Genomic DNA, 23,543 nt, shown 5'->3' on the forward strand with positions numbered 1-23,543 from the left:
CACGAGCGCCAGCACCGCCGCCGCGACCGGAAGCTCTGCGCCCGTGGCAGCGAGGCCGCCCGCGGCGCCCGTGCCCTCCGCGATGCGCAGATCAGCCCAGCCCAGCAGGGCTCCGTCCGCCGCGTAGACCGCGATGCGGTGCGCGCCGAGGGCCGCGTCCGCCGGGACCGTGACCGTGAGGGCACCCGTCGCCGAGAGGGTCCCCGTGGCGAGGCGCACCGGGTCGGAGTACAGCCACACCTCGGCGGCGGTGCCGGCGGCGGCGGAGCCGACCGAGACCGTGACCCGCTGACCCCGGCTCGCGACCGCCGGGTCGACCGTCACGCCGTGACGGTTGCCGTCGACGAGGTCGGTCCCCGGCAGCGGCGGAGTGCCGGTGCCCGGGTTCTCGCCGCCCGGGTTCTCGCCGTCCACGCCGCCTGGCAGCGTGCCCATGCGCAGCGCCTGCGCGGCGAAGCCGTCGGCGAACCACCACACCGGGCGCTGTCCGTCGACAGACAGCGAGGCCGGCGCGGTCGCGAAGCCCTCGTTGTTGATGTCGGGCATGCCCGCCGGTCGCGCATAGTGGGCGATGCCCGGCTGTGCGGTGCCGTTGAGGGTGACCTCGGCCGAACGACCCTGGCAGCCGTCGTCGCAGACCGCCCACAGCGTGTTCCGCACCGTGTCCCAGTCGAGGGCCATGACGCCGGCGAGACCCGGCGCGAGCTCCGACACCAGGGTCGCGGTGCCGTCCGCGGCGAGCGCGAAAGCGTAGACGTGCCCGTTGTCCTCCACCGCGACCAGGAACAGGCCGCTGCCGTGACCGGCGTGGTCGGCGGGGTCGTAGGCGGCGCCCGTGGTGTCGTCGAAGAGCTTCCCGGCGAGCGCCGCGTCCGGCACCCACTGCACGGCCTCCACGCCGAGGTTCGCGCCGACCGCGGGAAGCAGTGCCGTCAGGTCCCACTCCTGCAGGGCGACCAGGTCTCCGGCGTTCGCCTCGGGGTCGACCTTCAGCACGACGTTCCGGTTCACGCCCTTCGCGCTGTTGTCGCGCTCGGAGGCGACGTAGACGAAGCCGTCGCCGTCGACCGTGATGCCCTCGGTGTCGGGGCCGGCGGCGCCGGGGTCCTGCGCATCCTTCTGGAAGCGGACGCGCTTGCCCTCGTCCCAGCCGTCGGCCTTCTCGACCGAGCCGTCGGCGTGCGCATCGAGCTTCCAGATGCGCCCCTCGCCGTTGTCCACGGCCCACAGCACCGCACCGTCGGCCGTCTCCTGCACGTCGAGGCCGGAGCTGTCCTCCAGGAACGTCGGGGTCTCGTCGACCACGCGCACCTCCGCGGAGCCGGGCCACACGCCCACCGGCACCTCGCCGGCGCACACGTTCGCTGCACCCTTGGTCGACTCCGCAGTGACCGCGAAGGCGCCCGTCAGATCGGGGCAGCGGCCCCAGGTGACGGCCGCGTGCCCCTCACCCCAGCTGGTCTCGTCGACGAGCAGATCGCCGTCGAACACCCGCACCGCGTCGCCTCCGCCGAGGCCGAACCCGAGCTGCGCGCGCTCGATCACGAGGTAGCCGCCCGCGGCGATCGAGGTGCCGGCGGGGATCGCGTAGGCGTGCGCGTCGTCGTCGTCCTTCACGACGATGCCCGACACGTCGAGGGCCACCGTCGTCGGGTTCACGAGCTCGACCCAGTCGTCGGGCGAGCCGCCGTCAGACTCCACCTCGTTGATGCGCACCGGGTTGCCGCAGGCGTTGCGCGCTCCCTTGGTGGCGGCTGGTGCATCTATGAACTCGCCCGAGCCGTCGGCGCAGCGCGCCCACACACCCTCGGCGTGTGCGGGGTACACGTGCTGATCGACCGCGGTGCCGTTCGCGTCGCGGATCGTCACGGTGTCGCCGTTGCCGAGCCCGAAGACGAAATCCTCGGGCTGGTCGAACACCAGGTAACCGCCGGGCGCCAGCACGGTGCCGGCGGGAAGCGGCGTGGTCTCGGCGGCGTGCCCGACCGGGTCGTTGTCCATCACGGTCCACCCCGACAGGTCGACCGGCGTGCTGCCGGTGTTGATGACCTCGACCCAGTCGGTGGCGTCGCCGTTCGACTCGATCTCGTTGATCGCGACCGACGGCAGGACGCAGGAGTTCGCCGCTCCCGGGGTCGCGTAGGCGAGCACGAACGCGCCGACCCCGTCGGGGCAGCGGGCCAGGGTGGCAGCGGCGGCGTCCCCGTCGATCGCGGCATGACCCTGCCAGGGCAGCGTGTCGTCGATCATCGCTCCCGACGCGTCGAAGAGACGGATGCGGTCGGCGCTGCCGATGCCGATCGGGTCGCGGAACGCGGTCTCGACGCCGTCGACCAGGCCGATCGTGCCCTCCTCCACCACGAGGAACTGTCCCGCCGCGATCTGCGTGCCCGGCAGGAACGTCCAGCGGTGGTCGTCGGAGTTGTCGCGGATCTCGTATCCGGAGAGGTCGAGCGCCTCGGTGCCCGGGTTGTGGAACTCCACCCAGTCGGCGGGCTGCGAGTCGACCTCGTTGATGCGGATCGAGCCGTCGACGGGCGCAACGCTGCAGTCGTTGGGCGCTCCCGGCGTCACCGCGGTCGCCGGCGCCCAGGCCCCCGTGCCGTCGGGGCAACGCGCCCATACCGACAGCGGGGCCGTGTTGTCGTACGCGTAGGAGTCGACCTCGACGCCGCTGGGGTCGACGAGCACGACCTCGTCGCCCTTGCCGAGCCCGAACGGGAAGTCCACGTCCTTCACGAGCACGAGGAACTCGCCGGGCGCCAGCACCGTGCCCTCCGGTGCTCGACCGACGCTGTCGCGCTTCTCGTCCGCGATGGTCCAGCCCGCGAGGTCCACGGGGGTGTCGCCCGCGTTGTACAGCTCGACCTGGTCGGCGAGCCCGGTGGGCGCGTCGTCGTAGACGATCTCGTTCAGTACGAGCCCCGACGGGTCGGCGACCGGCGCGGTCTCTTCGGTCGGACGGACGCCGGTGGCGGCGACCGCGGCGGGGGCGGCGAGCAGGGCGGCGGCGCTCAGTGCGCACACCGCCGCGACCGCCGCTGCGGACTGCAAGCGGGGCATGGAGTCTCCTGGAGGGATCGCCCGGACGGGCTCAGACGGGTATGAGCCCAGACCACCGACCCCCGGTGGACGCCGTCGGTCCGCCCGGTGCACGGAGGGTGAACGGCGGGTGGCGATCCCGCGGCCTCCGTCGCTGTTTCATCCCGATATCCCAAAACCCCTGCGTCCGCGTACCCGCGACTTCGACTTACCGTGGCCCGCACGAGGCCCGGATTCCGACCGGTCCTGATGCCCGGGTCCACCAGTTTCGAGGGAGTAGCAACGTGCAAACGACAGTCAATTCCGGGCGGGGATCCCGATTCTCCGCCGCCATTTTGACGGCCCTGTTGGCCTTCATGCTGACCATCGGGACAGCAGAGCAGGCTAGCGCGGCGATGCATTGGCGTCCATGGCAAAGCGGTTTCAAATCGATCAGCACCTGCGAAGCTCGCTGGAAGCATCTGAAGTCGTCTGGCCTCGCGGCCAAGTACGGCCTCTATGATCACCAGTGCCGTCGCGACACGAAGGCACCCGGTTACCCATGGCCGCCTTATAAATACGCGCTCTGGGTCCTGGAAGACAACCCCTACGACCCCTGCGGATGCTGATGCCCCCTATCGAACCCCTTACAGCATTCCTCGGCGTGGGCTCGACGGTGACATGCACGGGCGCTCTTCGACGAGAGGGCGATTCCCAGCTTGAGATCGAGCGCCCCTCCGAACCACCGCTTCCAGGAGCGCGACTGCGTCTCACCGATCCGAGCGCCGAACTTCTGGCCGCTCAGGACGGCGGCCTCGTGCAGATCCAGGCAACGGTGACGGAGCGTGCGCTCCGGGTGATCTCGGCGCGTCCAGCGTTAACGCGCGAACCGCCGGCGAGATTCCGCGGGATCGAGGAGCATGTTCCCGCGCCGTTCGACGCGCCGTTCGCCGAGGACGTAGCGAACCTGCTGTTCTCCGACGATCCGCCCCTCGCGGCCGAGTGGGTTCCGTTGTGCCAGGAGCGTCACGGGTCACGCCACTACCTTCACTACGTGGTGGCGTACGACGTCGACACGGTGCGGGATCGACTACGCCCGTTCTTCGGCGACGATCTCCGCGTCGTAGCCTCCGCCCACACGCTCGCGCAGGTGCGCGATGCACACGCTCGAATCGTCCGCGCCGATCCGCTCAACCTCGAAGCCGTGGGAAGTCGTCTCGATGCGGAGGGCCATCCTGTGCTCACCGTTCAGACCCTGTTCCCCGACGACGACCTTCGCGTGTTGGCGGCGTCGGACGTCAGAGCACTCGTCGAGTACTCGAGCTGGGTCAGAGAATCCGAGCACAGGGCGTGACCTCCCGTACCGTCAGGCGATCCGCGTGCCGGGTGGCAGGCGTCGCGCGGGCGTGCGGGTGCGCGCCCAGGCCCCGGCGAACAGCGATCCGGCGATCACGACCTGCACCCCGAGCCCCACGAACCAGCTGGGCACCGACGACTCGATGACCTCCTGCGGTGTGCGGTAGTTCCCGTCCGTGTCGCACTCGTCCCACCGCTGCTCCAGCGGTGACTGCTGGGCGCTGCGCAGGCCGTACTTGATCTGGCCGAACAGGTCGACGGGGTACCCGTCCCTGGAGAACTCGGTGGGCGTGGCGTCCGCGAGCACCACGAACGGGTTCGCGGCGAGCGCCCACCACACCAGGTCGAAGCGCGGCGCCTCGTAGGTCGTCGACACCTCCCACCGGTCGCACTCGACGTTGCCGTTCGCGTCGTACGGACGGCTGTAGCTGGTGGCCTCGCTGCGGATCGCCATGCCGCCCAGCGCGAAGACGATCAGCGTGCCGACCACGAGCCCCGAGACGACGAGGTAGGTGGCCGCGACGGAGAACAGGGGGCGCGCGATGAGCCCGCTGAGCCCGACCCCGATCGCGGCCACCACCACGATCTCGGCCGCGAGCACGAGCAGCGACACCAGGAGCACGAGCGGATCGGCGCCGCCACCGAGCAACGACAGCGCCAGGAACGGCACGGCGACGAGCAGGAACGCCCCGCCGGTCGCGATGGCGGCGAGGAGCTTGCCCAGCATGATGTCGCCGGTCGACGCGGCCGTGACCTGGATCGCACCGAGGGTGGCGGCATCGCGGTCGCCGTTGATCGCGTTGCCGCTGAGCGTCGGCGAGACGAGCACCACGAGCAGCAGCACGATGTTGACGACGATGGAGTACACCCCGGCGCCGACCGCGTCGCCCCAGGAGTACACGGCGAACGCGAGCCCGGTGATGCCCAGCAGCACGAGGGCGAAGACGCCGAGGAGCACGTACCAGCCGACGCTCCGCAGCCGCTGCGTGAGTTCGAGCCGGGCGATGATGCCGATGTTCGCGAGACTCATGCGCCGGCCTCCGTTCCTTCGGTGGTCGCGGGCGATGTGGCCGCGGGCGGGGCGGGCGGTGGCGGGGTCGGCGCGGTCGCCGGCTGTGCGGGCGCGGGGTGCTGCAGGTGCAGGAACGTGTGCTCGAGGTCGCTCTGCGCCGGTGCGAACTCCGCCACGGGCAGTCCCGCCTCCACGAGCCGCCGCAGCGACTGGGCGGCCGCGTCCTCCCCGGCGAACCCCACGAGCACGGCGCCGCGGTCGACGGCGAGCGACTCGGGCGCGAGGCCGAGCTGCGATGCCACCTGCCAGGTGTCGGCGCTCAGACGCTCCGGGGTGACGCCCGCCAGGCGGATGCGCCACGCGCGCACGCTGCTCTGCGCGGGGGCGGCGTCGACCACCGATCCGGCGACGAGGAACACGGCGTCGTCGACGACCTCTTCGAGCTCCGACAGGATGTGGCTGGAGATGAGGATCGTGCGACCCTCGGCCGCGAACCGGCGCAGCAGCACCCGCAGCTGCACGCGCGCTTCGGGGTCGAGCCCGGAGGCCGGCTCGTCGAGGAGCAGCACCTGGGGGTCGTGCACGAGGGCGCGGGCGAGGCCGAGCTTCTGCTTCTGTCCGCGCGACAGCACCTTGGCCGGCGAGTCGGCGAGCTCGCCCAGGCCGACGAGGGCGAGCAGCTGCTGGGCGCGGACGGCGGCATCCGCGGCGGTGATGCCGTAGAGCCGGGCGGTCGTGACGATGGTCTCGCGGGCGGTGAGCGAGGGCCAGGCGCCGAGGGCGTCGGGCATCCAGCCGAGCAGTCGCCGGGCCGCGAGCGGATCTTCGGCCGGGTCGACGCCGCCGATGCGGATCGTGCCGGTGTCGGGTGCCAGGAGCGACGCGAGCATGAGCAGCAGCGTGGTCTTGCCCGCACCGTTGGGCCCGACCAGTCCGGTCACCTTGCCCGGTTCCGCGCGGAGGGTGGCCGAGCGTACGGCCTGCACCGTCCCGAAGGCCCTGCTGACGTCCTGCACCAATATTCCGGTCATGCGGTCAGTCTGGCATCGGTTCGCGCGCCCACCCGGGACCTCCGGGCGGATCCCCAGCCGCGCCCGCGACCGGATGACACAATCGCAGAATGCGCACGATCCTCAACATCATCTGGGTCATCCTCGCCGGCTGGGCCCTCTTCCTCGGCTATCTGCTCGCCGGAGTGCTGCTGTGCATCCCGATCGTCACCATCCCCTGGGCGATCGCCTCGTTCCGCATCGCCCGCTACGCCATCTGGCCCTTCGGCCGCGAGGTCGTCAGCAAGCCGACCGCCGGCGTCGGCTCGTTCCTGGGCAACGTGCTCTGGGTCATCCTCGCGGGCTGGTGGCTCGCGATCGGACACATCGTCTCCGGCCTCGCCCTGTGCGTCACCATCATCGGCATCCCGATGGGCATCGCCGACTTCAAGATGATCTCGGTCTCGCTCATGCCCCTCGGCAAGGAGATCGTCTCCACCCGCCGCGGCGCCTTCGACCGCACGCTCTGACCCGCGGACGTCAGCCCCGGAAGAACGCGACACCCAGGTCGGGGTGGTCGACGAACACGCCGTCCACGCCCTGCCGCGCGATCGCGTCCCACTCGGCCTCGTAGTCGCCGAACGCCCCGCGCCCGCCGTCGCCGCGGAACCGCGGGGCGAGGAACGCGTTCTCGGGGCGGCAGGTCCACGTGAACACCGACAGGCCGCGGGCGTGGGCATCCGCGACGATCGTGTTCCCCTCGGCCAGCAGCATCTTCTTGTCGACGCTGATGCCGTCCACCTCACCCACCAGCGCGTCGAGCCCCGCGGGCGTCACCGTCTCGGGGTACGTGCGCGCCCGCTTCCCCTGCGCGACGGCCAGGTCGTACGGACGCCCCTTCGCCTCGATCAGATACACGTACGACGCCGGCACCCCGAGGGCGCGCAGCTGCCGCAGCACGGTCGACTCGAAGCTCTCGATCACCAGCGGCAGCGCGCCGTCCGCCCATCCGGCCTCGCGCAGCTCCGCGGCGATGAGCGGCGCCAGGTCGAGACCGGCACTCGCGAAGTAGGTGGCGTGCTTCACCTCCAGCACCACGCCGATCTCCCTGCCGTGCTCCACCGACCCCTCGCGCACGAGGTCGAGCACCTCACGCAGCCGCAGGATCGCCTGGCCCCCGTCGAAGCTCGCGCTCGACACCCGCACCTCGGGCAGCCGCTCGCGGGTGCGCAGCGTGGCGAGCTCGTCCCACGTGAAGTCCTCGGTGAACCAGCCGGTCAGCGTCGCGCCGTCCACGCGCTTGGTCGTCCGGCGATCGGCGAACTCGGGGTGTTCCGCGACGTCGGTCGTGCCCGAGATCTCGTTCTCGTGGCGCACGATCAGCACCCCGTCCTTCGTCGCCACCACGTCGGGCTCGACCGCGTCCACGCCCATCGCCAGCGCGAGCTCATAGGAGGAGCGGCTGTGCTCCGGGCGATAGCCGGGGGCTCCGCGATGCCCGATCACGAGCGGGTTTTTCCTGGGCACGCTCACAGCGTAGAACACCCCGCGCGTGTCGCCGCCCGGGTATCGTGGAGGAAAGCGACCTACTACCCCCCTTTGGAGTGAGGCCCACCAATGAGCAACTTCGCTTTCAACAATCCTGCGTTCCAGCAGCAGGACCCGCGCAACGTCGCGACGTATCCCGGCGCTCCGCAGGCTGCTCAGGGTGCGCAGAACGCCTCGTTCACGCACGCCTCCGTCGACGCCGCCACCAACGCGCAGCTCGAGGGCATGTACGCGGCGCCGCCCGCCGGCGCCATCGAGACCGACCGCATGTCGGTCGAGGACACGGTGTGGAAGACCGCTGGACTGTTCGCGATCCTCCTCGTCACCGCCGCGGTCGGCTGGGCGTGGACCCTCGGCGGCATCTCGGCCCCGCGCTTCGACCCGTACGGCGGCAACACCGTCAACATGCTGCCGTGGATCATCGGCGCGCTCGGCGGCTTCGTGCTCGCGATGGTCATCACCTTCACCTCGCGCAAGACGGTCCGCCCCGCGCTGATCTTCGCCTACGCGGCGTTCGAGGGCCTGTTCATCGGCGGCATCTCCGCGTTCTTCGAGGTCCGCTGGCCGGGCATCGTGTTGCAGGCGACGCTCGCCACGATCGCTGTGGTCGGCGTCACCCTGGCACTGTTCGCGAGCGGCAAGATCCGTGCCTCCAAGAAGGCCACCAAGATCTTCCTCGTAGCCATGATCGGCTATCTGGTCTTCTCGCTGCTGAACCTCGTGCTGATGTGGACGAACGTCCTGCCCGCTGAGCAAGCCTTCGGTCTGTACAGCGCGAAGATCATGGGTATCCCGCTCGGTCTGATCATCGGCGTGCTCGTGGTCATCATGGCCGCGTATTCGCTGGTGCTCGACTTCGACCAGATCCAGCAGGGTGTGCGCAACGGCGCTCCCCGCAAGTACGGCTGGCTCGGCGCCTTCGGCATCATGGTCACCGTCGTCTGGCTGTACGTGGAGATCCTGCGGATCATCGCGATCGCCCGCGGCAACAACTGACGCCCGTCGCGACAGAGGCCCGTCTCCCCTCGGGGAGGCGGGCCTCTTGCCATATCCGGGGAGTGCGGCGCAAGGGGTTGGCACGCGACTGCCGATCGCGGCACTGTGGATATCACGAAGCCCCGGCACCCCGGGGCTCCCGACATCAAGGAGCTGACCATGAGCTTTCTCGGCTTTCTTCTCCTCGGCCTCATCGCCGGAGCCATCGCCAAGCTGATCCTGCCCGGTAAGCAGGGAGGCGGGTGGTTCGTTACGCTGCTGCTCGGCGTCGTCGGCGCCCTGCTCGGAGGATGGCTCGGCAGCCTGATCCTCAACCGTCCTCTCACGGAGTTCTGGGACCTCGGAACCTGGCTCCTCGCCATCGGCGGCTCGATCATCGTGCTGCTGATCTACGGCCTCATCGTCGGCCGTGGCCAGAAGGTCAACGACTGACGCGCGACCCCACTCGACGCGCCCCCGCGTCATCACGCCCGTCCCTCACGGCTGCGACAGCATCCGTGAGGGGCGGGTCTTTTCGTTTCCCCCGGACCCGTCCTCGCGGGGATGGCCCGGCCCTACGGCGGGGCTCAGCTCACCGCCCCGCGGGCCTTGCGCTCCAGCAGCGCACGCTCGCGGTCGTTGCCCGCGATGCCCGCGGCGACCGCGAACTCGCTGCGGGCCTCGTCTTCCCGCCCGAGACGCCGCAGCAGCTCGCCACGCGTCGCCGGGAGCAGGTGATAGCCGCGCAGCGCGCCCGACGCCGCGAGCTGGTCGACGATGCGCAGCGCCGACGCGGGGCCCGTGGCCATCGCCACCGCCGCGGCGCGGTTCAGCTCCACGACCGGGGACGGGGCCAGGCGACCGAGCGCCTCGTACAGCAGCACGATCCGATCCCAGTCGGTGTCGTCGACCGAGGCCGCGATGGCATGGCACTCCGCGATCGCTGCCTGCAGGCCGTACACCCCGCGACCGCGTCCCAGCCCGTCCGCCGTCGCCAGCGCGGCGCGACCCCGGACGATGCGACTGCGATCCCAGCGGCCACGATCCTGATCCGCGAGCAGCACCGGGTCGCCGTTCGCGTCGCGGCGGGCCGGGAACCGGGCGGCGGTGAGCTCCATCAGCGCGAGCAGACCGTGCACCTCCGGCTCACGCGGCATCAGCGCCGCCAGCACGCGCGCGAGACGGATCGCCTCCTCGCTCAGCTCCGGACGCATCAACTCCGGGCCGCTGCTCGCCGCGTGCGCCTCGTTGAACACCAGATACAGCACGCCCAGGACCGCCCCGAGCCGTTGCGCATGCTGGTCGCGCGGCGGCACCTCGAACGGCGCATGGGCCGCCGCGAGCGTCTTCTTGGCCCGCACGATGCGCTGCTGCACGGTCGCGGTCGGCACCAGGAACGCCCGGGCGATCTCCTCGCTCGACAACCCGCCGACCACGCGGAGGGTCAGCGCGACCTGCGCCTCCCTCGACAGCACGGGGTGGCACGCGATGAAGATGAGCCGCAGCACGTCGTCGTCGACCTCATCGGGGTCCCACGGATCCCGCACCTCGGCCTGCTCGCGCTCCAGGTCGTGCGCGATCAGGGCCAGACGGTCGTCCAGCCGCTCCCGACGCCGCCACGCGTCCACCGCCTTGCGCTTGGCGACCGCGGTGAGCCACGCGGCCGCATTGCGCGGCACCCCGTCGACGGGCCACTGGCGCAGTGCGTCGACCAGCGCCTCCTGCGCCAGATCCTCGGCGAGCCCGAAGTCGCCGACCATGCGGGTGAGCGTGCCCACGATGCGTGCGGACTCGATGCGCCACACCGCGGCGACGGCCCGCTCCGCCGACCCCTCTGCGGGGGCGGAGCGTGCCGTCACGTCGTGCGCGTCCATCGGCCGGCGGTCACTGCTGCTCGGCGCGGCGGGCCTGCTCCTCGCGCCAGCCCGCCTCCTTCTCGATCCACTCGTTGTCGGCGGGGAAGTCCTCCGGGCCGGTCACGCGGCGCACCTCGAGGTACGACCCGGGTCCGAGCGGCGCACGGCTCGCCCACTCCGCAGCCTCCTCGCGCGACGACACCTCCACGATCCAGAAGCCGTTGAACAGCTCCTTCGTCTCCCCGTAGGGGCCATCGGTGATCAGCGGCTTGTCGGCGCTGAAGTCCACCACGAAGCCCTCCGCGGCGTCCGTCAGGCCCTCGCCGGCGACCAGCACGCCCGCCTTCATCATCGACTCGTTGTACCGCCCCATGGCCTCGATGACCTGCTCGAAGGGCATCTCCTGGTACGCCGCCACCGCGTCGTCGGTCGCGCGCATGATGAGCATGAACTTCATGATGTTCTCCTTGTCGGATGGGGCCGTCTCTCGACCCTCTCACTGAAGACGTCGAACGGGAACGGCCCGGATCGACATCGACGGAGAAGTTTTCCTGCGACGTCCGCGCCGCCGCGGATCAGGCGCGTCGAGAGGGGCGGGCGGAGACCTCGGCGATCACGCCCGTGAGGGCGGCGAGGGAGCGCTCGGGGCTCCAGGCCGCCGCGACCGACGGCGCCTCGGCGCGCAGCACGGCCAGACGATCGGCATCGGTCAGCAGATCGCGGAGCGCGGTCGCCAGTGCGCCCTCGTCGCCCGCGGGCACCAGCACGCCGCCACCCGCCCCGAGCACATCGCGGATGCCGTAGCGGACGTCGTAGGACACGACCGGTGTGCCGTGCAGCAGCGCCTCCACGACCCCGAGCGGCTGCCCCTCGAACGCGGTCGACGTGAGCAGCAGCGACGCCCGGTCGAGCACCGTGGCCGGGTCGTCGGCATACCCGCCGAGCACCACGCGGTCGCCCGCGTCGAGCTGGGCGATCAGCGCCGCCAGCTGCTCCTGCTCCGGCCCCGTGCCCCAGATCTCCAGCCGCGTGCCGGCGACGTCGGCGGCGAGGAACGCGCGGATCGCGTGGTCGATGCGCTTGCCGGGCGCGAGACGTCCCAGCACCACCACGAGACCGTCTTCGCGCAGGTCGGCGCGGGCCGTGACCGGCGCGATCGGGTTGGGCACCACGACGTGATTCGCGGACGCCCCGAAACGCGCGACCACGTCGTCACGCTGCGTCGCGGTCGGCCAGACCACCGCGTCGAAGCGGTCGGCCAGGCGGAACCACCGCGTCCACAGCGTGTTCATGGTCGCGTCCGGCGTGTACGGCGCCTCCACGTGCATCGTGTGGATCGTGTGGACGATGCGCACGCGCGGGTCGTCCCAGTCGGCGATGAGCTCGCCCAGCTGCCGCGACTCGCAGATCACGACGACGCGACGGTCGCCCGAGGCGGCCACGACGTGGTCGAGCCACGCCCGGTACAGGCCGCGGAAGCCGTGCAGGGCGCCGGCCACTGCTCCCGCGGCGTCGTACACCAGCACCGGCTCGTCGGTCAGGTGCCAGTCCGGGTTGCCCGGGATCACCGGGAGCGCGGCGAACGGGCGGCCCTCGACGTCGCGCAGCACCCGGTACTCGACGTCGGGGTCGGCGACGACGGCGGCATCGGCGGCCTCCCGCAGCCACGCGGCCGCCCCGCCCTCCGGTGCGACGGCCTCATCGAAGAGGTTGCGCATCCGCCCCGGGTCGGACAGCGCGCCGCGCTCCGTGAACACCCGTCGATGCTCCGCGTGGTCGGCGGCGGTGCCCGGATCGAACGTCAGCAGTTCCGGTCCGGCGCCGTCGCCGACGCCCGCCGCGGCCAGCATCCGGGCGCGGGCGAGGGTCGCGATCGTGTATCCGCCGTCGAGCCCCGGGATGAGGCGGCTGGACAGCACCAGGTAGTCCGCGTCCGGAAGCACGGGTGGGGACTCCTCGGTCATCGTCTCGCACCTCCTCGGCGGACGCGGGAGCCGATCACTCGGCCCCCGTCACTCCCACTCGATCGTCCCCGGGGGCTTCGACGTGACGTCGAGCACGACCCGGTTCACGTCGCGCACCCCGTTCGTGATGCGGTTCGAGATCTTCGACAGCACGTCGTACGGCAGGCGCGTCCAGTCGGCGGTCATGGCGTCTTCGCTCGACACCGGACGCAGCACGATCGGGTGGCCGTACGTGCGGCCGTCGCCCTGCACGCCCACCGAGCGCACGTCGGCCAGCAGCACCACGGGGCACTGCCAGATCTCCTGGTCGAGTCCCGCCTTCGTCAGCTCTTCGCGGGCGATGGCGTCGGCCTCACGCAGAATCTCGAGACGGTCAGCGGTGACCTCACCGATGATCCGGATGCCGAGACCGGGCCCCGGAAACGGCTGCCGTCCGACGATCGCCTCGGGGATGCCGAGTTCACGGCCGATCGCACGCACCTCGTCTTTGAACAGGGCCCGCAGCGGCTCGATCAGCTCGAAGTCGAGGTCGTCGGGCAGGCCGCCCACGTTGTGATGCGACTTGATGTTCGCGGTGCCCGCGCCTCCGCCGGACTCCACCACGTCGGGGTAGAGCGTGCCCTGCACGAGGAACTTCACCGGGGCGCCGCCGTCGGCCTTCGCCTCTTCCACGAGGTCGAGCTGCACCTTCTCGAACGCGCGGATGAACTCGCGGCCGATGATCTTGCGCTTCTCCTCCGGGTCGGTCACACCCTTCAGGTGTCCGAGGAAGGTCTCGGCCGCGTCGACCGTGATGAGCCGCACGCCGGTCGACTCGACGTAGTCCTTCTCGACCTGCTCGCGCTCGCCCTTGCGGAGCAGCCCGTGGTCGACGAACACCGCCGTGAGCTGGTCGCCGATGGCCTTGTGGACGAGAGCGGTCGAGACCGCGGAGTCGACGCCGCCGGACAGCGCCGAGATGACGCGGGCGTCGCCGACCTGCTCGCGGATGCGCTCGACCTGCTCGGCGATCACGTTGTCGGGGTTCCAGTCGGACGCGAGCCCCGCGCCCTTGTGGAGGAAGTTCTCCAGCACGCGCTGGCCGTGGTCGGAGTGCTTGACCTCGGGGTGCCACTGCACGCCGTAGAAACGGCGCTCCTCGTTCGCGAACGCCGCGACCTTGGTCGCCTCGGTCGTGGCGAGGACCTCGAAGCCCTCCGGCGCCTTCGCGACCTGGTCGCCGTGACTCATCCACACGTTCTGCTCCGGGGGCTGCCCGCCCAGCAGGACGCCGCCGTCGCCGGAGATCACGGCATCGGTGGCGCCATACTCGCGCAGCCCGGTGTTCGCGACCTCGCCGCCGAGGGTCTGCGCCATGTACTGGAAGCCGTAGCAGATGCCCAGCGTGGGCACGTCGAGGTCGAACACGGCGGGGTCGAGCTTCGGCGCCCCCTCCTCGTACACCGACGACGGGCCGCCGGACAGGATGATCGCCACCGGGTTCTTGGCGGCGATCTCCGCGGCCGTGGCCGTGTGCGGCACGATCTCGCTGTAGACGCCGGCCTCGCGCACACGACGGGCGATCAGCTGCGCGTACTGCGCGCCGAAGTCGACGACGAGCGCGGGGCGCTGCTGGGTCTCGGACTGTTCGGTCAACGGACACCTTCCGGGGCGGTCGCGGAGGCCTCCTCGGCCTCCCGGGTGGCGAGATAGGACTTCACTTCACGGGCGACGATGGCCTCCATGAAGAACGACAGCAGCGGCACGACACCGCCGAGGGCGAGCAGGATGAACCGCGGGAACGGCCAGCGCATCAGGCTCCACATGCGGAAGCATGCGAACAGGTAGACCACGTAGAACCAGCCGTGGGCCACCAGGATGAACAGCGACAGGTTGAAGCCGTCGCCCAGCGACGTCATCTCGCAGGAGTTCGTCATCGGGGCGAACAGCGACCACCACTGGCAGTCGGGGCCCGCGATCACGCCCGCGAACCAGAGCGGTCCGCCGGAGCCTCCTGCGAAGAGCTCGAGGTGGATCGGCGTGTACTTGAGCACCATCTCGGTCAACAGCAGGAGCAGCATGACTCCCGTGATGATCGACGCGATCTGGTAGAACTTCAGCGCACCGCGGATCGCCGGAAAGCTGGCGACTTTCGGTTCGGGCATGGGTCCAGTCTAGTCGGGGTCGCCCGATGCCGAATCCGGCCGGCGGCTCCGTCGCCCGCGGCACGACGGAGGCCGCCGGGATCGCTCCCGACGGCCTCCGCTGCGATCATCCGCTCCGGACTCAGAACCAGCCGGAGATGAGGTCCCACAGCCAGTCGATGATCGCGCCGACGATGCCGCCCGCACGGTTCACCGTGACGGTCGCGGTCGCCGCGTCACCGTCGGCCTGAGCCGCCGAGACCGTGTACTTGCCCGGCTGTGCGCTCTTCGGCACGGTCACCTGCGTGGTGAACGTCCCGTCGGCGCCGACCTGCACCGTGCCGACCTGCACCGCCGCGCCCTTCTTGGGCTGCAGCGCGATCGTCACGGTCTCGCCCGGCACATACCCCTCGCCCGTGACCGTGAGCTTCTTGCCCGCAGCCACCTTGAAGGAGCCGAGCTCGATCGTGCCGGCGAACTCCTCCTGGCCGGCGATCGTGAGGGGCACCTGCACCGTGGTGCCCGTCGCGGGGACGTTCACCGTCAGCACCTGGTCGCCGAACACCCCGGACGGCACCGCGAACGTGAGCGCCGCACGGCCGCCCTCGTCCGTGGTGTCGACCACGGCCGGGTCGACCGTGCCCGAGGCGAGCGCCGTGTCGCCGAGCGACAGCGTCACCTCGCCCGGTGCGGCCTCTCCGCCGCTGAACGCGAGCGACGAGAGCGACACCGTCACCTGGTCGCCGGCGCTGTACCCGTCGGCATCGGCCGGGCTGAGCGTCACGCCGACCGCGCGCTGGGCGAGATCGGGCGTCGCGGTCTTGTTCGCGTCGAACCAGTCCACCATCGACTGCAGGTCGATCTTGCCGGTGTCGCGCTTGCCCGCGCCCTCCTTGAAGGTGGCGAAGTTGTCGCCACCCGCCGCGAGGAACGAGTTCGCCGCCACCGTGTACTGCGCGTCCGGGTCGACCGGGGCGCCGTTCAGCGTGATCGACGTGATGCGCGAGCCCTGCGCCGCGGTCGGGTCGTAGGTGTAGACGAGACCCTTCGAGACGCCGAGCTTGAGGAACGGACGTGCCGACCCCGCCGGCTGCCACTGCTCCTCGAGCACGCCCTTGAGCTGCGTGCCGGTGAGGGTCAGGGTGACCAGCGTGTTGGCGAAGGGCTGGACCGTGGCCGCCTCGCGGTAGGTGACGTTGCCGTTCGGATCGCTCGCGGACGACGACGCGTACGTGAGGTTCGCGCGGATGCCTCCCGGGTTCATGAGCGCCAGGTCGGCGCCCGTGGACCACTGCTGCACGTCGGCCACGAAGTTGCCGATCGTGGACTCGCCGCCGCGGTTCTCCGAGCCGTTCGTCTGCCGCGCCCGGTTGAAGTCGGCGGTGATGTCGCCCACCTTCACGGCGCCCAGCACGTCGGCCTCGGCCTTGGCGGCGTCGACGATCGCCTGCACCTCCGGCACCGCCGGGTACAGCGGCTTGCCGGCGGCCGTGAGCGGCTTGATCTCGTTGGTGATCGAGAGCAGCTCCTTCGTGGTCGGGTCGACCTGCAGGTTCATCAGCCCGAGGTTCTCGCCGTACTGCCCGGCGGAGACCACGGGGCGACCGTCGATCACGTGGTTGTACGCGAGGTGCGTGTGCGCCGACACGATCGCGTCCACGTCGTCGTCCACCCCGTAGACGATCTCACCCAGCGGGGAGTCCTCCGTGATGGCCGACAGCGCGGTGCTCTCGGCCCCCTCGTGCACGAGCAGGATCACGACATCCGCCTCGCCGTTGGACGCGTCACCGTCGCGCAGGTCGTCGGCCACCGCGTTGACGGAGTCGACGATGCTGCGCACCTCGAGATCGGCGATGCCCTCCGGGGACACCAGCGAGTCGAGGTCTTCCGTGACGGCGCCGACGAACCCGACGCGCACGCCGTCGACCTCCTTCACCCAGGCCGGGGCGAGCGCGGGCTCACCGGTCTCGGTGACGAACACGTTCGACGAGATGTACTCCCAGTCCGCACGGTCCTGCACGCGATCGCGCAGGTCCTCCCAGCCCTGGTCGAACTCGTGGTTGCCCGCGGCGCTCACATCGAGGCCCGCCGCGTTGAGCGCGTCGATCGTGGGGTTGTCGTCGTTGATGAAGGAGGTGAACGTCGACGCGCCGATCAGGTCGCCGGCTCCCGCGAAGATCAGGTTCGGGTTCGCGTCACGGAACTGCTGCACCGCACCGGCGAGCACCGCGGCACCGGCCGCGGCCCCGTCGGCCTCGATGCGGCCGTGGAAGTCGTTCACCGTGACCACGTCGATGCTCACCGGCGGGATCTCCGCGGAGACGCCGACGATGATCGGGTCGTGGTCGCTGGAGCGGTACGGGGTGCCCTCCTCGGTGGCGCCGAACGCGTAGCCGCGGTCGCTCCACTCCGGCGAGTTGATGCCCCAGACGCCCGCGCCGGTGATCGACGAGACGAGCGACGGCGACGCGATCATGTGGTCGAGCGAGCCGAGCTCGCCGTCGAACGTGTACGTGTACTGACCGTCGGTCTCGTCGGCGACCAGGTCGCTCCACCCCTGCGAGGTGAAGACGTCGATCGGGTCTTCCTTGCCATAGGCGTTGAAGTCGCCGATCAGGAGTATGTCGCTGCTGCCGGTCGTCTCTTCCAGCTCCGCCGTGAAGGCGAGGATCGCGTTCGCCTGCGCCACGCGGTCGGCGTTGAAGAAGCCCTGGCCGTCGGCCGGCTCCGCCCCCGCACCCTCGGGCGGCGACTTCGACTTCAGGTGGTTCGCGACCACGGTGACCACGCGGCCGTCGATGTCGAACGCCTGCGCGATCGGCTCGCGCGCGTTACCCCACACCGACTCGTCGGTCGTCGTGAGACTGTCACCGACCCGCTTCACGGCGTCCTTCTTGTAGATGATCGCGTTGGTGATGTAGTCGGTCGTCGCCGCATCGTTCAGCGCCTCGGGCGTGGGCACGTAGCCCCACACGTCGCTGCCGGCGTCGGCGTTCAGGCCGGCGACCAGATCCTTCAGCGCCGTGTCGACCGGCTTGCCGAGCTTGACCGAGTTCTCGATCTCCATGAGCGAGACGATCTCGGCGTCGAGGCCGTTGATCGCCGCGACGATCTTGGACTTCTGGATCGCGAACTGCGCGGCGTTCGCGGCGCCCCGCGCGTTGGAGTTCTCGCTCTTCAGCGTCGTGAAGTAGTTGTAGACGTTGAACGACGCCACCTGCACGTCGCCGCCCACCTCGGGCGCCTCCGTCGGACGCGGGTTCGTCGCCGCGAAGCCGACCTTCAGCTCGGCGGGCGAGGAGTCGTCGATCGGCACGACCGGCTGCAGACGCCAGTCGTCGAAGCCCCACTGCAGCACGTAGCCGTTGTCGCCGAAGTCGACCGTGTCGCCGTTGCGGACGACCTGGTCCTTCGTGAAGTAGGGCTGCTGACCCGGGTGGCCGCTGTTGGTCACCTGGATCGACCAGCCGTCGTCGAGCAGGATGCGGTTGGCGCGGTTGGCCGCGGCGATCGCGGCGGCGTCGGCACCGGGACGCGTGGTCTCGGTGCTCTTCACGGCCAGGGCATCTCCTGCGTTCAGCCACAGCGTGCCGTAGTTGTACAGCTGGTGGCTCGACGCCAGGCGGTAGGTGCCCTCGGGCGCGACGAGCATGTTCTCGTACTGCTCCCGGTCGGCGCCCTGCACCGTGGCGGGCAGCGGAGTGACCGCGGGCACGCCGACGCCCGGCGTGACCACCGTCACGTCCGCCGCGGCGGCCGGGTTCACCTGCGTCTGGCCGTAGTACTCGCTCACGGTGCCGGTGACCGAGACCAGGTCGCCGATCGCGAGCGTGGGGGCCAGCGCGTTCAGGAAGACGAAGACGCCGTCGGAGGCGCCGGGGGTCGCGTCGGTCGCGCCGCCCGAGCCCTGGGTCTGGATGACGATGCCCTTGTAGCCGCCCGTGCGGTAGTCGGCGGTGACGACGCCCTCGACCTGCACGCGCGTGCCGTTCAGTGGCGAGACGTCGGTGGTGCCCTGCACCTCGGCGATGGTCGCCTTCTGCGGCTCCGTGCCGGGGTCGGTGCCCGGGTCGGTGCCCGGGTCGGTGCCGGGGTCGGTGCCACCGGAGTTCTGCGGGGTGATGGTGGCGGACAGCGAGAAGTCGACGCCGTTGTCGTCGGTGTCCGCGCCGTTCGTGCGGTTCAGCGACCGCACGTCGGTGTTGCCCGACGGCGCCGTGGCCGCCTTCGTCTCGAACGTGTTGGAGGTGCCGTAGCCGAGCAGGTCGACGACGCCGTCGGCTCCCGCAGCGGACCCGGGGGCGAGCGTGATCGCCGTGGTGCCCTCGACCAGGGCGATGGTGCCGTTCGTCCCGCTCGGGGTGAGGCCGGTGACCGCGTCGGGCGTGGGCAGCGCGGCGCCGTTCGTGCCGTTGCTGTTGCCCTGCACCAGGAAGTAGCCGCCGGCGGGGATGCTGCCGGTGAGCGGCGCGATCCCGGTGAACGCCGCGGAGCCGGTCGCCGAGCGGTACTGCAGGGACATGCCGTCGAGCGACACCGCCTCGGACGTGGGGTTGTACAGCTCCACGAACTTGTTCGTGTACGCCGCACCGGCACTGCCTCCGGAGAGGTACGCCTCATTGATCACCACCCCGGTCCCGGTCGGATCGGCGACGGCGGGCGTCGCGACCAGCGAGCCGAGGCCCAGGGTGGCGACGCAGGTCACGGCGAGAGCGCCGATGCGCCCCCTGGTTCTGCGGTGCGAGACGGGGGTCATGGGCTCCCCGTGCTCTGAAGCGGACATCATCGGTGCTGTCTCCTCGATCGTGTATCGACCCTGCTCAGGACGCTGTCACCGCACGCATCGGGAACTCCCAGCGTGCGCACATGGAGCGAGCATACGAAGCGGGTCGGACATCCTCAACGGAGTTTTCACGATGGTCACCGACTGCTCACCGAAGGGCCGCGCGCACCCCTGACGAAGGTTCACATCGGGGCACGGCCGCGCGCAGAAGCGCACCGGAGGTCGCGCGGATGCGCACGCCGTTCAGACGCTCTCGGCCGCCGCCGCGTCCTCGAACTCCTCGACCTCGCGCTCCCACGCGTCCTTCGCCAGGCGGTACCAGAGATAGAACGCGAAGCCCGCGAAGATCGCCCACTCCACCGCGTAGAACACGTTGAGCCAGTTCACCGGCGACTGCTCATCGGGCGCCGGCGAGGAGATGTCCTCGAGGCCCGCCGTCGCGGTGGTCGAGGCGAGATACGGGCGGTACACGTCGAGCTGCTCCGTGTCGTGCCAGCGGCTGAGCAGCGCGGCGGGCGACATGCGGTCGAGACGCTCCGGGTCGCTGCGCGGCGGCACCGACGGCCCCTCGTCCGAGATGATGCGCCCCGCGACCTCGACCGGGCGACCGTCGGCCTCCGCGGCCAGGCGCTCCACCGCGGCATCGGCGGCCGCGCGGTCGGGAGCCCAGCCGATCGCCACGGCGATCGACACACGCTCGTCCACCCGCAGCTGTCCGGTGACCCAGAACCCCTCGACGCCGTCGTTGAAGCGGCTCGACACCACCAGGAAGTCGTCCGGGATCCACGTCCCGCTCGTCTCGACCCGCTGCCCCACGAGGGGTTCGGCGAGGTACTGCCCCGGCTCGACCACGTCGGACAGCGGCCGCACCTGCTCGGTCACGCCGGGCGGCGGCGGGTCGGTCTCGATCGCGCGCTCCAGCTGCCACTGCCCGAGCCACGCGAACACCCCGGCGACCACGAGGCACAGCAGCAGCATGCCGATCCAGCGTCCGCGCAGCATGACCTCACGGAGGGTCGGCGGGAACGGGGCGGGGGCGGTCACGGTGCAGCGGTGGCGGCTCAGGCCTCGTACGGGGCGAGCACGACCTCGACCCGCTGGAACTCCTTGAGGTCGGAGTATCCGGTGGTCGCCATCGACTTGCGCAGCGCGCCGATGAGGTTCGCGGTGCCGTCGGCCACGGGCGCAGGGCCGTACAGGATCTCCTCGAGCGTGCCGATGCCGCCCACCTCGACCCGGCGGCCGCGCGGGAGCTTGGGGTGGTGCGCCTCGGGGCCCCAGTGGAAACCCTGCCCCGGCGCGTCGGTCGCGCGGGCGAGGGCCACGCCGAGCATGACCGCGTCGGCGCCCATCGCGAGAGCCTTCACGATGTCGCCCGAGGTGCCGACGCCGCCGTCGGCGATCACGTGCACGTAGCGCCCGCCCGACTCGTCGAGGTAGTCGCGGCGCGCAGCGGCGACGTCGGAGACCGCGGTGGCCATCGGGGCGTGGATGCCGAGGGTGGCGCGCGTGGTGGACGCCGCTCCCCCGCCGAAGCCGACCAGCACGCCGGCCGCGCCGGTGCGCATCAGGTGCAGCGCCGCGGTGTAGGTGGCGGCGCCGCCCACGATGACCGGGACGTCGAGGTCATAGATGAACTTCTTGAGGTTGAGCGGCTCTGCCACGCTCGACACGTGCTCCGCCGAGACGGTGGTGCCGCGGATGACGAACAGGTCGACACCCGCCGCGGCCACGGTGTCGTAGAACTCCTGGGTGCGCTGCGGCGTGAGGGAACCGGCGACGGTGACACCGGCCTCGCGGATCTCGGCCAGGCGCCGCGTGATGAGCTCGGGCTTGATCGGCTCGGCGTACAGCTCCTGCATGCGCACGGTCGCCCGGTCGTCGGCGAGACCCGCGATCTCCGCGAGCAGCGGCTCCGGGTCCTCGTACCGGGTCCACAGACCCTCGAGGTCGAGCACGCCCAAGCCGCCCAGCTGGCCGAGCATGATGGCCGTGCGCGGGCTCACGACGGAGTCCATCGGCGCGCCGAGCACCGGGATCTCGAAGCCGAAGGCGTCGATCGTCCAGGCGGTCGACACGTCCTCCGGGTTGCGCGTGCGCCGCGAGGGCACCACCGCGATGTCGTCGAACGTGTACGCGCGACGGGCGCGCTTTCCTCGGCCGAGCTCGATCTCCATGGTCACCCGTCCAGCCTACCGGGCACCCCGAGGGGGCGCGTGCCCGCGGTCACCGGGCCCGTGCCACGCGGCGCTCGTCCCACACCGGCTCGTCCGACTCGTACACCTCGCCGTCGGAGCCGAACACGAGGAACCGGTCGAACGACCGCGCGAACCAGCGGTCGTGCGTGACCGCGAGCACCGTCCCCTCGAACCGCGCCAGCGCCTGCTCCAACGCCTCCGCCGACTCCAGGTCGAGGTTGTCGGTCGGCTCGTCGAGCAGCAGCAGGGTCGCGCCGGACAACTCCAGCAGCAGCACCTGGAACCGCGCCTGCTGCCCACCGGACAGCGACTCGAACGTCTGCAGCGCCTGCCGCACCAGCCCGTAGCGGTCGAGCGCCGAGCTCGCGGCGTCCCGGGGCATCCCCGACCGGCGGTCGTCGCCGCGGTGCAGGATCTCCAGCAGCGTGCGTCCGACGAACTCCGGGTGCGTGTGGGTCTGCGCGAACAGCCCCGGCACCACGCGCGCCCCCAGCACCGCGCGACCGGTGTGCGCGACGGGACTCAGGTCTTCCGCGGCGGAGGAGACGTGACCCAGGGTCGGGTCGGGGTCGCTGCCGCCGCGCGCGAGCAGTCGCAGGAAGTGCGACTTGCCCGAGCCGTTCGAGCCCAGCACGGCCACGCGGTCGCCGAACCACACCTCCGCGTCGAAGGGACGCATGAGCCCGGTCAGCTCGAGCCGCTCGGCCACCACGGCGCGCTTGCCCGTGCGCGAGCCCCGCAGGCGCATGTCGAACTCCTGCGCGGGCGGACGCTCCTCGGGCGGCCCCGCCTCCTCGAACTTGCGCAGTCGCGTCTGCGCCGCCTGGTAGCGGGAGGCGAAGCCGTCGTTCGCCGAGGCCTTCACCTTGAGGTTCGCGACCAGCACGCGCAGCTTCTCGTGCTGCTCGTCCCACCGACGGCGCAGCTCGTCGAGCCGCTCCATGCGGTCGATGCGCGCCTGCGGGTAGCTCGCGAAGCCGCCGCCGTGCACCCACGCCGTCGAACCGGCTGCCCCTGGTTCGAGCGTGATGAGCCGGTCGGCCGCGCGAGCGAGCAGCTCGCGGTCGTGCGACACGAGCAGCACGGTCTTCGCGGTCTGCCGCAGCTGTTCCTCCAGCCACCGCTTGGTCGGGACGTCGAGGTAGTTGTCCGGCTCGTCGAGCAGGAGCACCGCGTCGGGTCCGCGCAGCAGAGCCTCGAGCGCCAGGCGCTTCTGCTCGCCGCCGGACAGCGACGTGAGCTCGCGGTACCGCGCCCGCTCGAACGGCACGCCGAGCGCCGCCATCGTGCACTGGTCCCATACGGTCTCGTGCTCGTAGCCGCCGGCGTCGGCGTACTCCGCGATGGCTGCGGCGTACGCCATCTGCGTGTCGTGCTCATCACGGTCGATCAGGGCGTTCTCCGCCGCGTCGAGGGCTTCGGCGGCGGCGCGGATGCGGGCGGGGGCGACGCGCACGAGGAGCTCATGCACGGTCTGCCCCGGCTCGCCGTGCCCGACGAACTGATCCATCACGCCGAGTCCGCCGTCGATGGTGACGACGCCGTCGTCGGCCGCCTGGTCGCCGCGGATGATCCGCAGGAGCGTGGTCTTGCCCGCGCCGTTCGGCCCGATGAGCGCGCTCGTCGAGCCGGCGCCGACCCGGAACGAGACCTCGTCGAGCAGCGGTCTTCCGTCGGGAAGCGTCAGCGAGATGCCTGATGCGTCGATGTACCCCACA

General features: G+C 71.1%; 18 protein-coding genes. 5 read left to right on the top strand and 13 right to left on the bottom strand.

Annotated elements, in window-relative coordinates; genetic code table 11:
• Window positions 1–3,063, bottom strand: a 3,063-nt coding sequence (locus tag DW299_RS09130) for a lamin tail domain-containing protein (protein ID WP_136036394.1), incomplete at its 3' end; no start/stop codon positions are given.
• 263 nt (window positions 3,064–3,326) lie between these two features.
• Between DW299_RS09130 and DW299_RS19010 the strand changes: the two genes are divergently transcribed.
• Window positions 3,327–3,650 (top strand): hypothetical protein, encoded by a 324-nt coding sequence (locus tag DW299_RS19010; protein WP_168443103.1) that lies wholly within the window; start codon window positions 3,327–3,329, stop codon window positions 3,648–3,650.
• Window positions 3,644–4,375: a hypothetical protein gene (locus tag DW299_RS09135; RefSeq protein WP_168443104.1), complete on the top strand. Its 732-nt coding sequence runs from the start codon at window positions 3,644–3,646 to the stop codon at window positions 4,373–4,375. Before DW299_RS19010 ends, DW299_RS09135 begins: the two co-directional genes overlap by 7 nt.
• A gap of 12 nt (window positions 4,376–4,387) precedes the next feature.
• On the opposite strand, the gene DW299_RS09140 is transcribed toward DW299_RS09135, so the two are convergent.
• Entirely contained in the window at window positions 4,388–5,407 is a 1,020-nt protein-coding gene (locus DW299_RS09140; RefSeq protein ID WP_136036396.1) for an ABC transporter permease, read from the bottom strand.
• Complete coding sequence (locus DW299_RS09145; protein ID WP_136033545.1) at window positions 5,404–6,420, bottom strand: ABC transporter ATP-binding protein; 1,017 nt, start codon at window positions 6,418–6,420, stop codon at window positions 5,404–5,406. The genes DW299_RS09140 and DW299_RS09145 overlap by 4 nt, the downstream gene beginning before the upstream one ends.
• 89 nt (window positions 6,421–6,509) lie before the next feature.
• On the opposite strand from DW299_RS09145, the gene DW299_RS09150 reads away from it, so the two are divergent.
• The gene (locus tag DW299_RS09150; protein WP_136036397.1) at window positions 6,510–6,908 is read left to right on the top strand and encodes a YccF domain-containing protein; all 399 of its coding nucleotides are present in this window, start codon (window positions 6,510–6,512) and stop codon (window positions 6,906–6,908) included.
• Between the two features lie 10 nt (window positions 6,909–6,918).
• Here the strand turns inward: DW299_RS09150 and DW299_RS09155 are convergent, their stop codons facing one another.
• On the bottom strand, window positions 6,919–7,905 hold the full coding sequence (locus DW299_RS09155; protein ID WP_136036398.1) for a glycerophosphodiester phosphodiesterase family protein: 987 nt from the start codon (window positions 7,903–7,905) through the stop codon (window positions 6,919–6,921).
• Window positions 7,906–7,995: 90 nt separating this feature from the next.
• On the opposite strand from DW299_RS09155, the gene DW299_RS09160 reads away from it, so the two are divergent.
• On the top strand, window positions 7,996–8,922 hold the full coding sequence (locus tag DW299_RS09160; protein WP_136036399.1) for a Bax inhibitor-1/YccA family protein: 927 nt from the start codon (window positions 7,996–7,998) through the stop codon (window positions 8,920–8,922).
• A gap of 159 nt (window positions 8,923–9,081) precedes the next feature.
• The gene (locus DW299_RS09165) at window positions 9,082–9,354 is read left to right on the top strand and encodes a GlsB/YeaQ/YmgE family stress response membrane protein (RefSeq protein WP_136033553.1); all 273 of its coding nucleotides are present in this window, start codon (window positions 9,082–9,084) and stop codon (window positions 9,352–9,354) included.
• Between the two features lie 134 nt (window positions 9,355–9,488).
• Here the strand turns inward: DW299_RS09165 and DW299_RS09170 are convergent, their stop codons facing one another.
• The 9 genes from DW299_RS09170 to DW299_RS09210 all read right to left on the bottom strand — a co-directional run bounded on the left by DW299_RS09170 (window position 9,489) and on the right by DW299_RS09210 (window position 23,542).
• A complete protein-coding gene (locus DW299_RS09170; RefSeq protein ID WP_136036400.1) occupies window positions 9,489–10,775 on the bottom strand; it encodes an RNA polymerase sigma factor in 1,287 nt (428 codons plus the stop codon).
• Window positions 10,776–10,785: 10 nt separating this feature from the next.
• The gene (locus DW299_RS09175; protein ID WP_136033557.1) at window positions 10,786–11,214 is read right to left on the bottom strand and encodes a YciI family protein; all 429 of its coding nucleotides are present in this window, start codon (window positions 11,212–11,214) and stop codon (window positions 10,786–10,788) included.
• A 118-nt stretch (window positions 11,215–11,332) separates the two neighbouring features.
• On the bottom strand, window positions 11,333–12,721 hold the full coding sequence (locus DW299_RS09180; RefSeq protein ID WP_136036401.1) for a glycosyltransferase: 1,389 nt from the start codon (window positions 12,719–12,721) through the stop codon (window positions 11,333–11,335).
• Between the two features lie 48 nt (window positions 12,722–12,769).
• On the bottom strand, window positions 12,770–14,356 hold the full coding sequence (guaA, locus tag DW299_RS09185) for a glutamine-hydrolyzing GMP synthase (RefSeq protein WP_136036402.1): 1,587 nt from the start codon (window positions 14,354–14,356) through the stop codon (window positions 12,770–12,772).
• Entirely contained in the window at window positions 14,353–14,865 is a 513-nt protein-coding gene (locus tag DW299_RS09190) for a DUF3817 domain-containing protein (protein ID WP_136033563.1), read from the bottom strand. Before DW299_RS09190 ends, guaA begins: the two co-directional genes overlap by 4 nt.
• Before the next feature lie 121 nt (window positions 14,866–14,986).
• A complete protein-coding gene (locus tag DW299_RS09195; protein ID WP_136036403.1) occupies window positions 14,987–19,630 on the bottom strand; it encodes an ExeM/NucH family extracellular endonuclease in 4,644 nt (1,547 codons plus the stop codon).
• Between the two features lie 240 nt (window positions 19,631–19,870).
• The gene (locus tag DW299_RS09200) at window positions 19,871–20,629 is read right to left on the bottom strand and encodes an SURF1 family protein (RefSeq protein ID WP_136036415.1); all 759 of its coding nucleotides are present in this window, start codon (window positions 20,627–20,629) and stop codon (window positions 19,871–19,873) included.
• Between the two features lie 59 nt (window positions 20,630–20,688).
• Window positions 20,689–21,804: a GuaB3 family IMP dehydrogenase-related protein gene (locus DW299_RS09205; RefSeq protein ID WP_136033579.1), complete on the bottom strand. Its 1,116-nt coding sequence runs from the start codon at window positions 21,802–21,804 to the stop codon at window positions 20,689–20,691.
• 49 nt (window positions 21,805–21,853) lie between these two features.
• Complete coding sequence (locus DW299_RS09210) at window positions 21,854–23,542, bottom strand: ABC-F family ATP-binding cassette domain-containing protein (protein ID WP_136036404.1); 1,689 nt, start codon at window positions 23,540–23,542, stop codon at window positions 21,854–21,856.
• Window position 23,543 lies beyond the last annotated feature (1 nt).

It is taken from the genome of Microbacterium sp. K35 (genome assembly GCF_004794375.1).
GTDB lineage: Bacteria > Actinomycetota > Actinomycetes > Actinomycetales > Microbacteriaceae > Microbacterium > Microbacterium sufflavum.

What these genes read in the sequence shown, in the direction of transcription:
- DW299_RS09175 (WP_136033557.1), bottom strand. Translation starts at nt 11,214, where the DNA reads ATGAAGTTCATGCTCATCATGCGCGCGACCGACGACGCGGTGGCGGCG.
- DW299_RS09135 (WP_168443104.1), top strand. Translation starts at nt 3,644, where the DNA reads ATGCTGATGCCCCCTATCGAACCCCTTACAGCATTCCTCGGCGTGGGC.
- DW299_RS09180 (WP_136036401.1), bottom strand. Translation starts at nt 12,721, where the DNA reads ATGACCGAGGAGTCCCCACCCGTGCTTCCGGACGCGGACTACCTGGTG.
- DW299_RS09170 (WP_136036400.1), bottom strand. Translation starts at nt 10,775, where the DNA reads ATGGACGCGCACGACGTGACGGCACGCTCCGCCCCCGCAGAGGGGTCG.
- DW299_RS09205 (WP_136033579.1), bottom strand. Translation starts at nt 21,804, where the DNA reads ATGGAGATCGAGCTCGGCCGAGGAAAGCGCGCCCGTCGCGCGTACACG.
- DW299_RS09195 (WP_136036403.1), bottom strand. Translation starts at nt 19,630, where the DNA reads ATGATGTCCGCTTCAGAGCACGGGGAGCCCATGACCCCCGTCTCGCAC.
- DW299_RS09190 (WP_136033563.1), bottom strand. Translation starts at nt 14,865, where the DNA reads ATGCCCGAACCGAAAGTCGCCAGCTTTCCGGCGATCCGCGGTGCGCTG.
- DW299_RS09140 (WP_136036396.1), bottom strand. Translation starts at nt 5,407, where the DNA reads ATGAGTCTCGCGAACATCGGCATCATCGCCCGGCTCGAACTCACGCAG.
- DW299_RS09150 (WP_136036397.1), top strand. Translation starts at nt 6,510, where the DNA reads ATGCGCACGATCCTCAACATCATCTGGGTCATCCTCGCCGGCTGGGCC.
- DW299_RS09145 (WP_136033545.1), bottom strand. Translation starts at nt 6,420, where the DNA reads ATGACCGGAATATTGGTGCAGGACGTCAGCAGGGCCTTCGGGACGGTG.
- DW299_RS09160 (WP_136036399.1), top strand. Translation starts at nt 7,996, where the DNA reads ATGAGCAACTTCGCTTTCAACAATCCTGCGTTCCAGCAGCAGGACCCG.
- DW299_RS09200 (WP_136036415.1), bottom strand. Translation starts at nt 20,629, where the DNA reads ATGCTGCGCGGACGCTGGATCGGCATGCTGCTGCTGTGCCTCGTGGTC.
- DW299_RS09165 (WP_136033553.1), top strand. Translation starts at nt 9,082, where the DNA reads ATGAGCTTTCTCGGCTTTCTTCTCCTCGGCCTCATCGCCGGAGCCATC.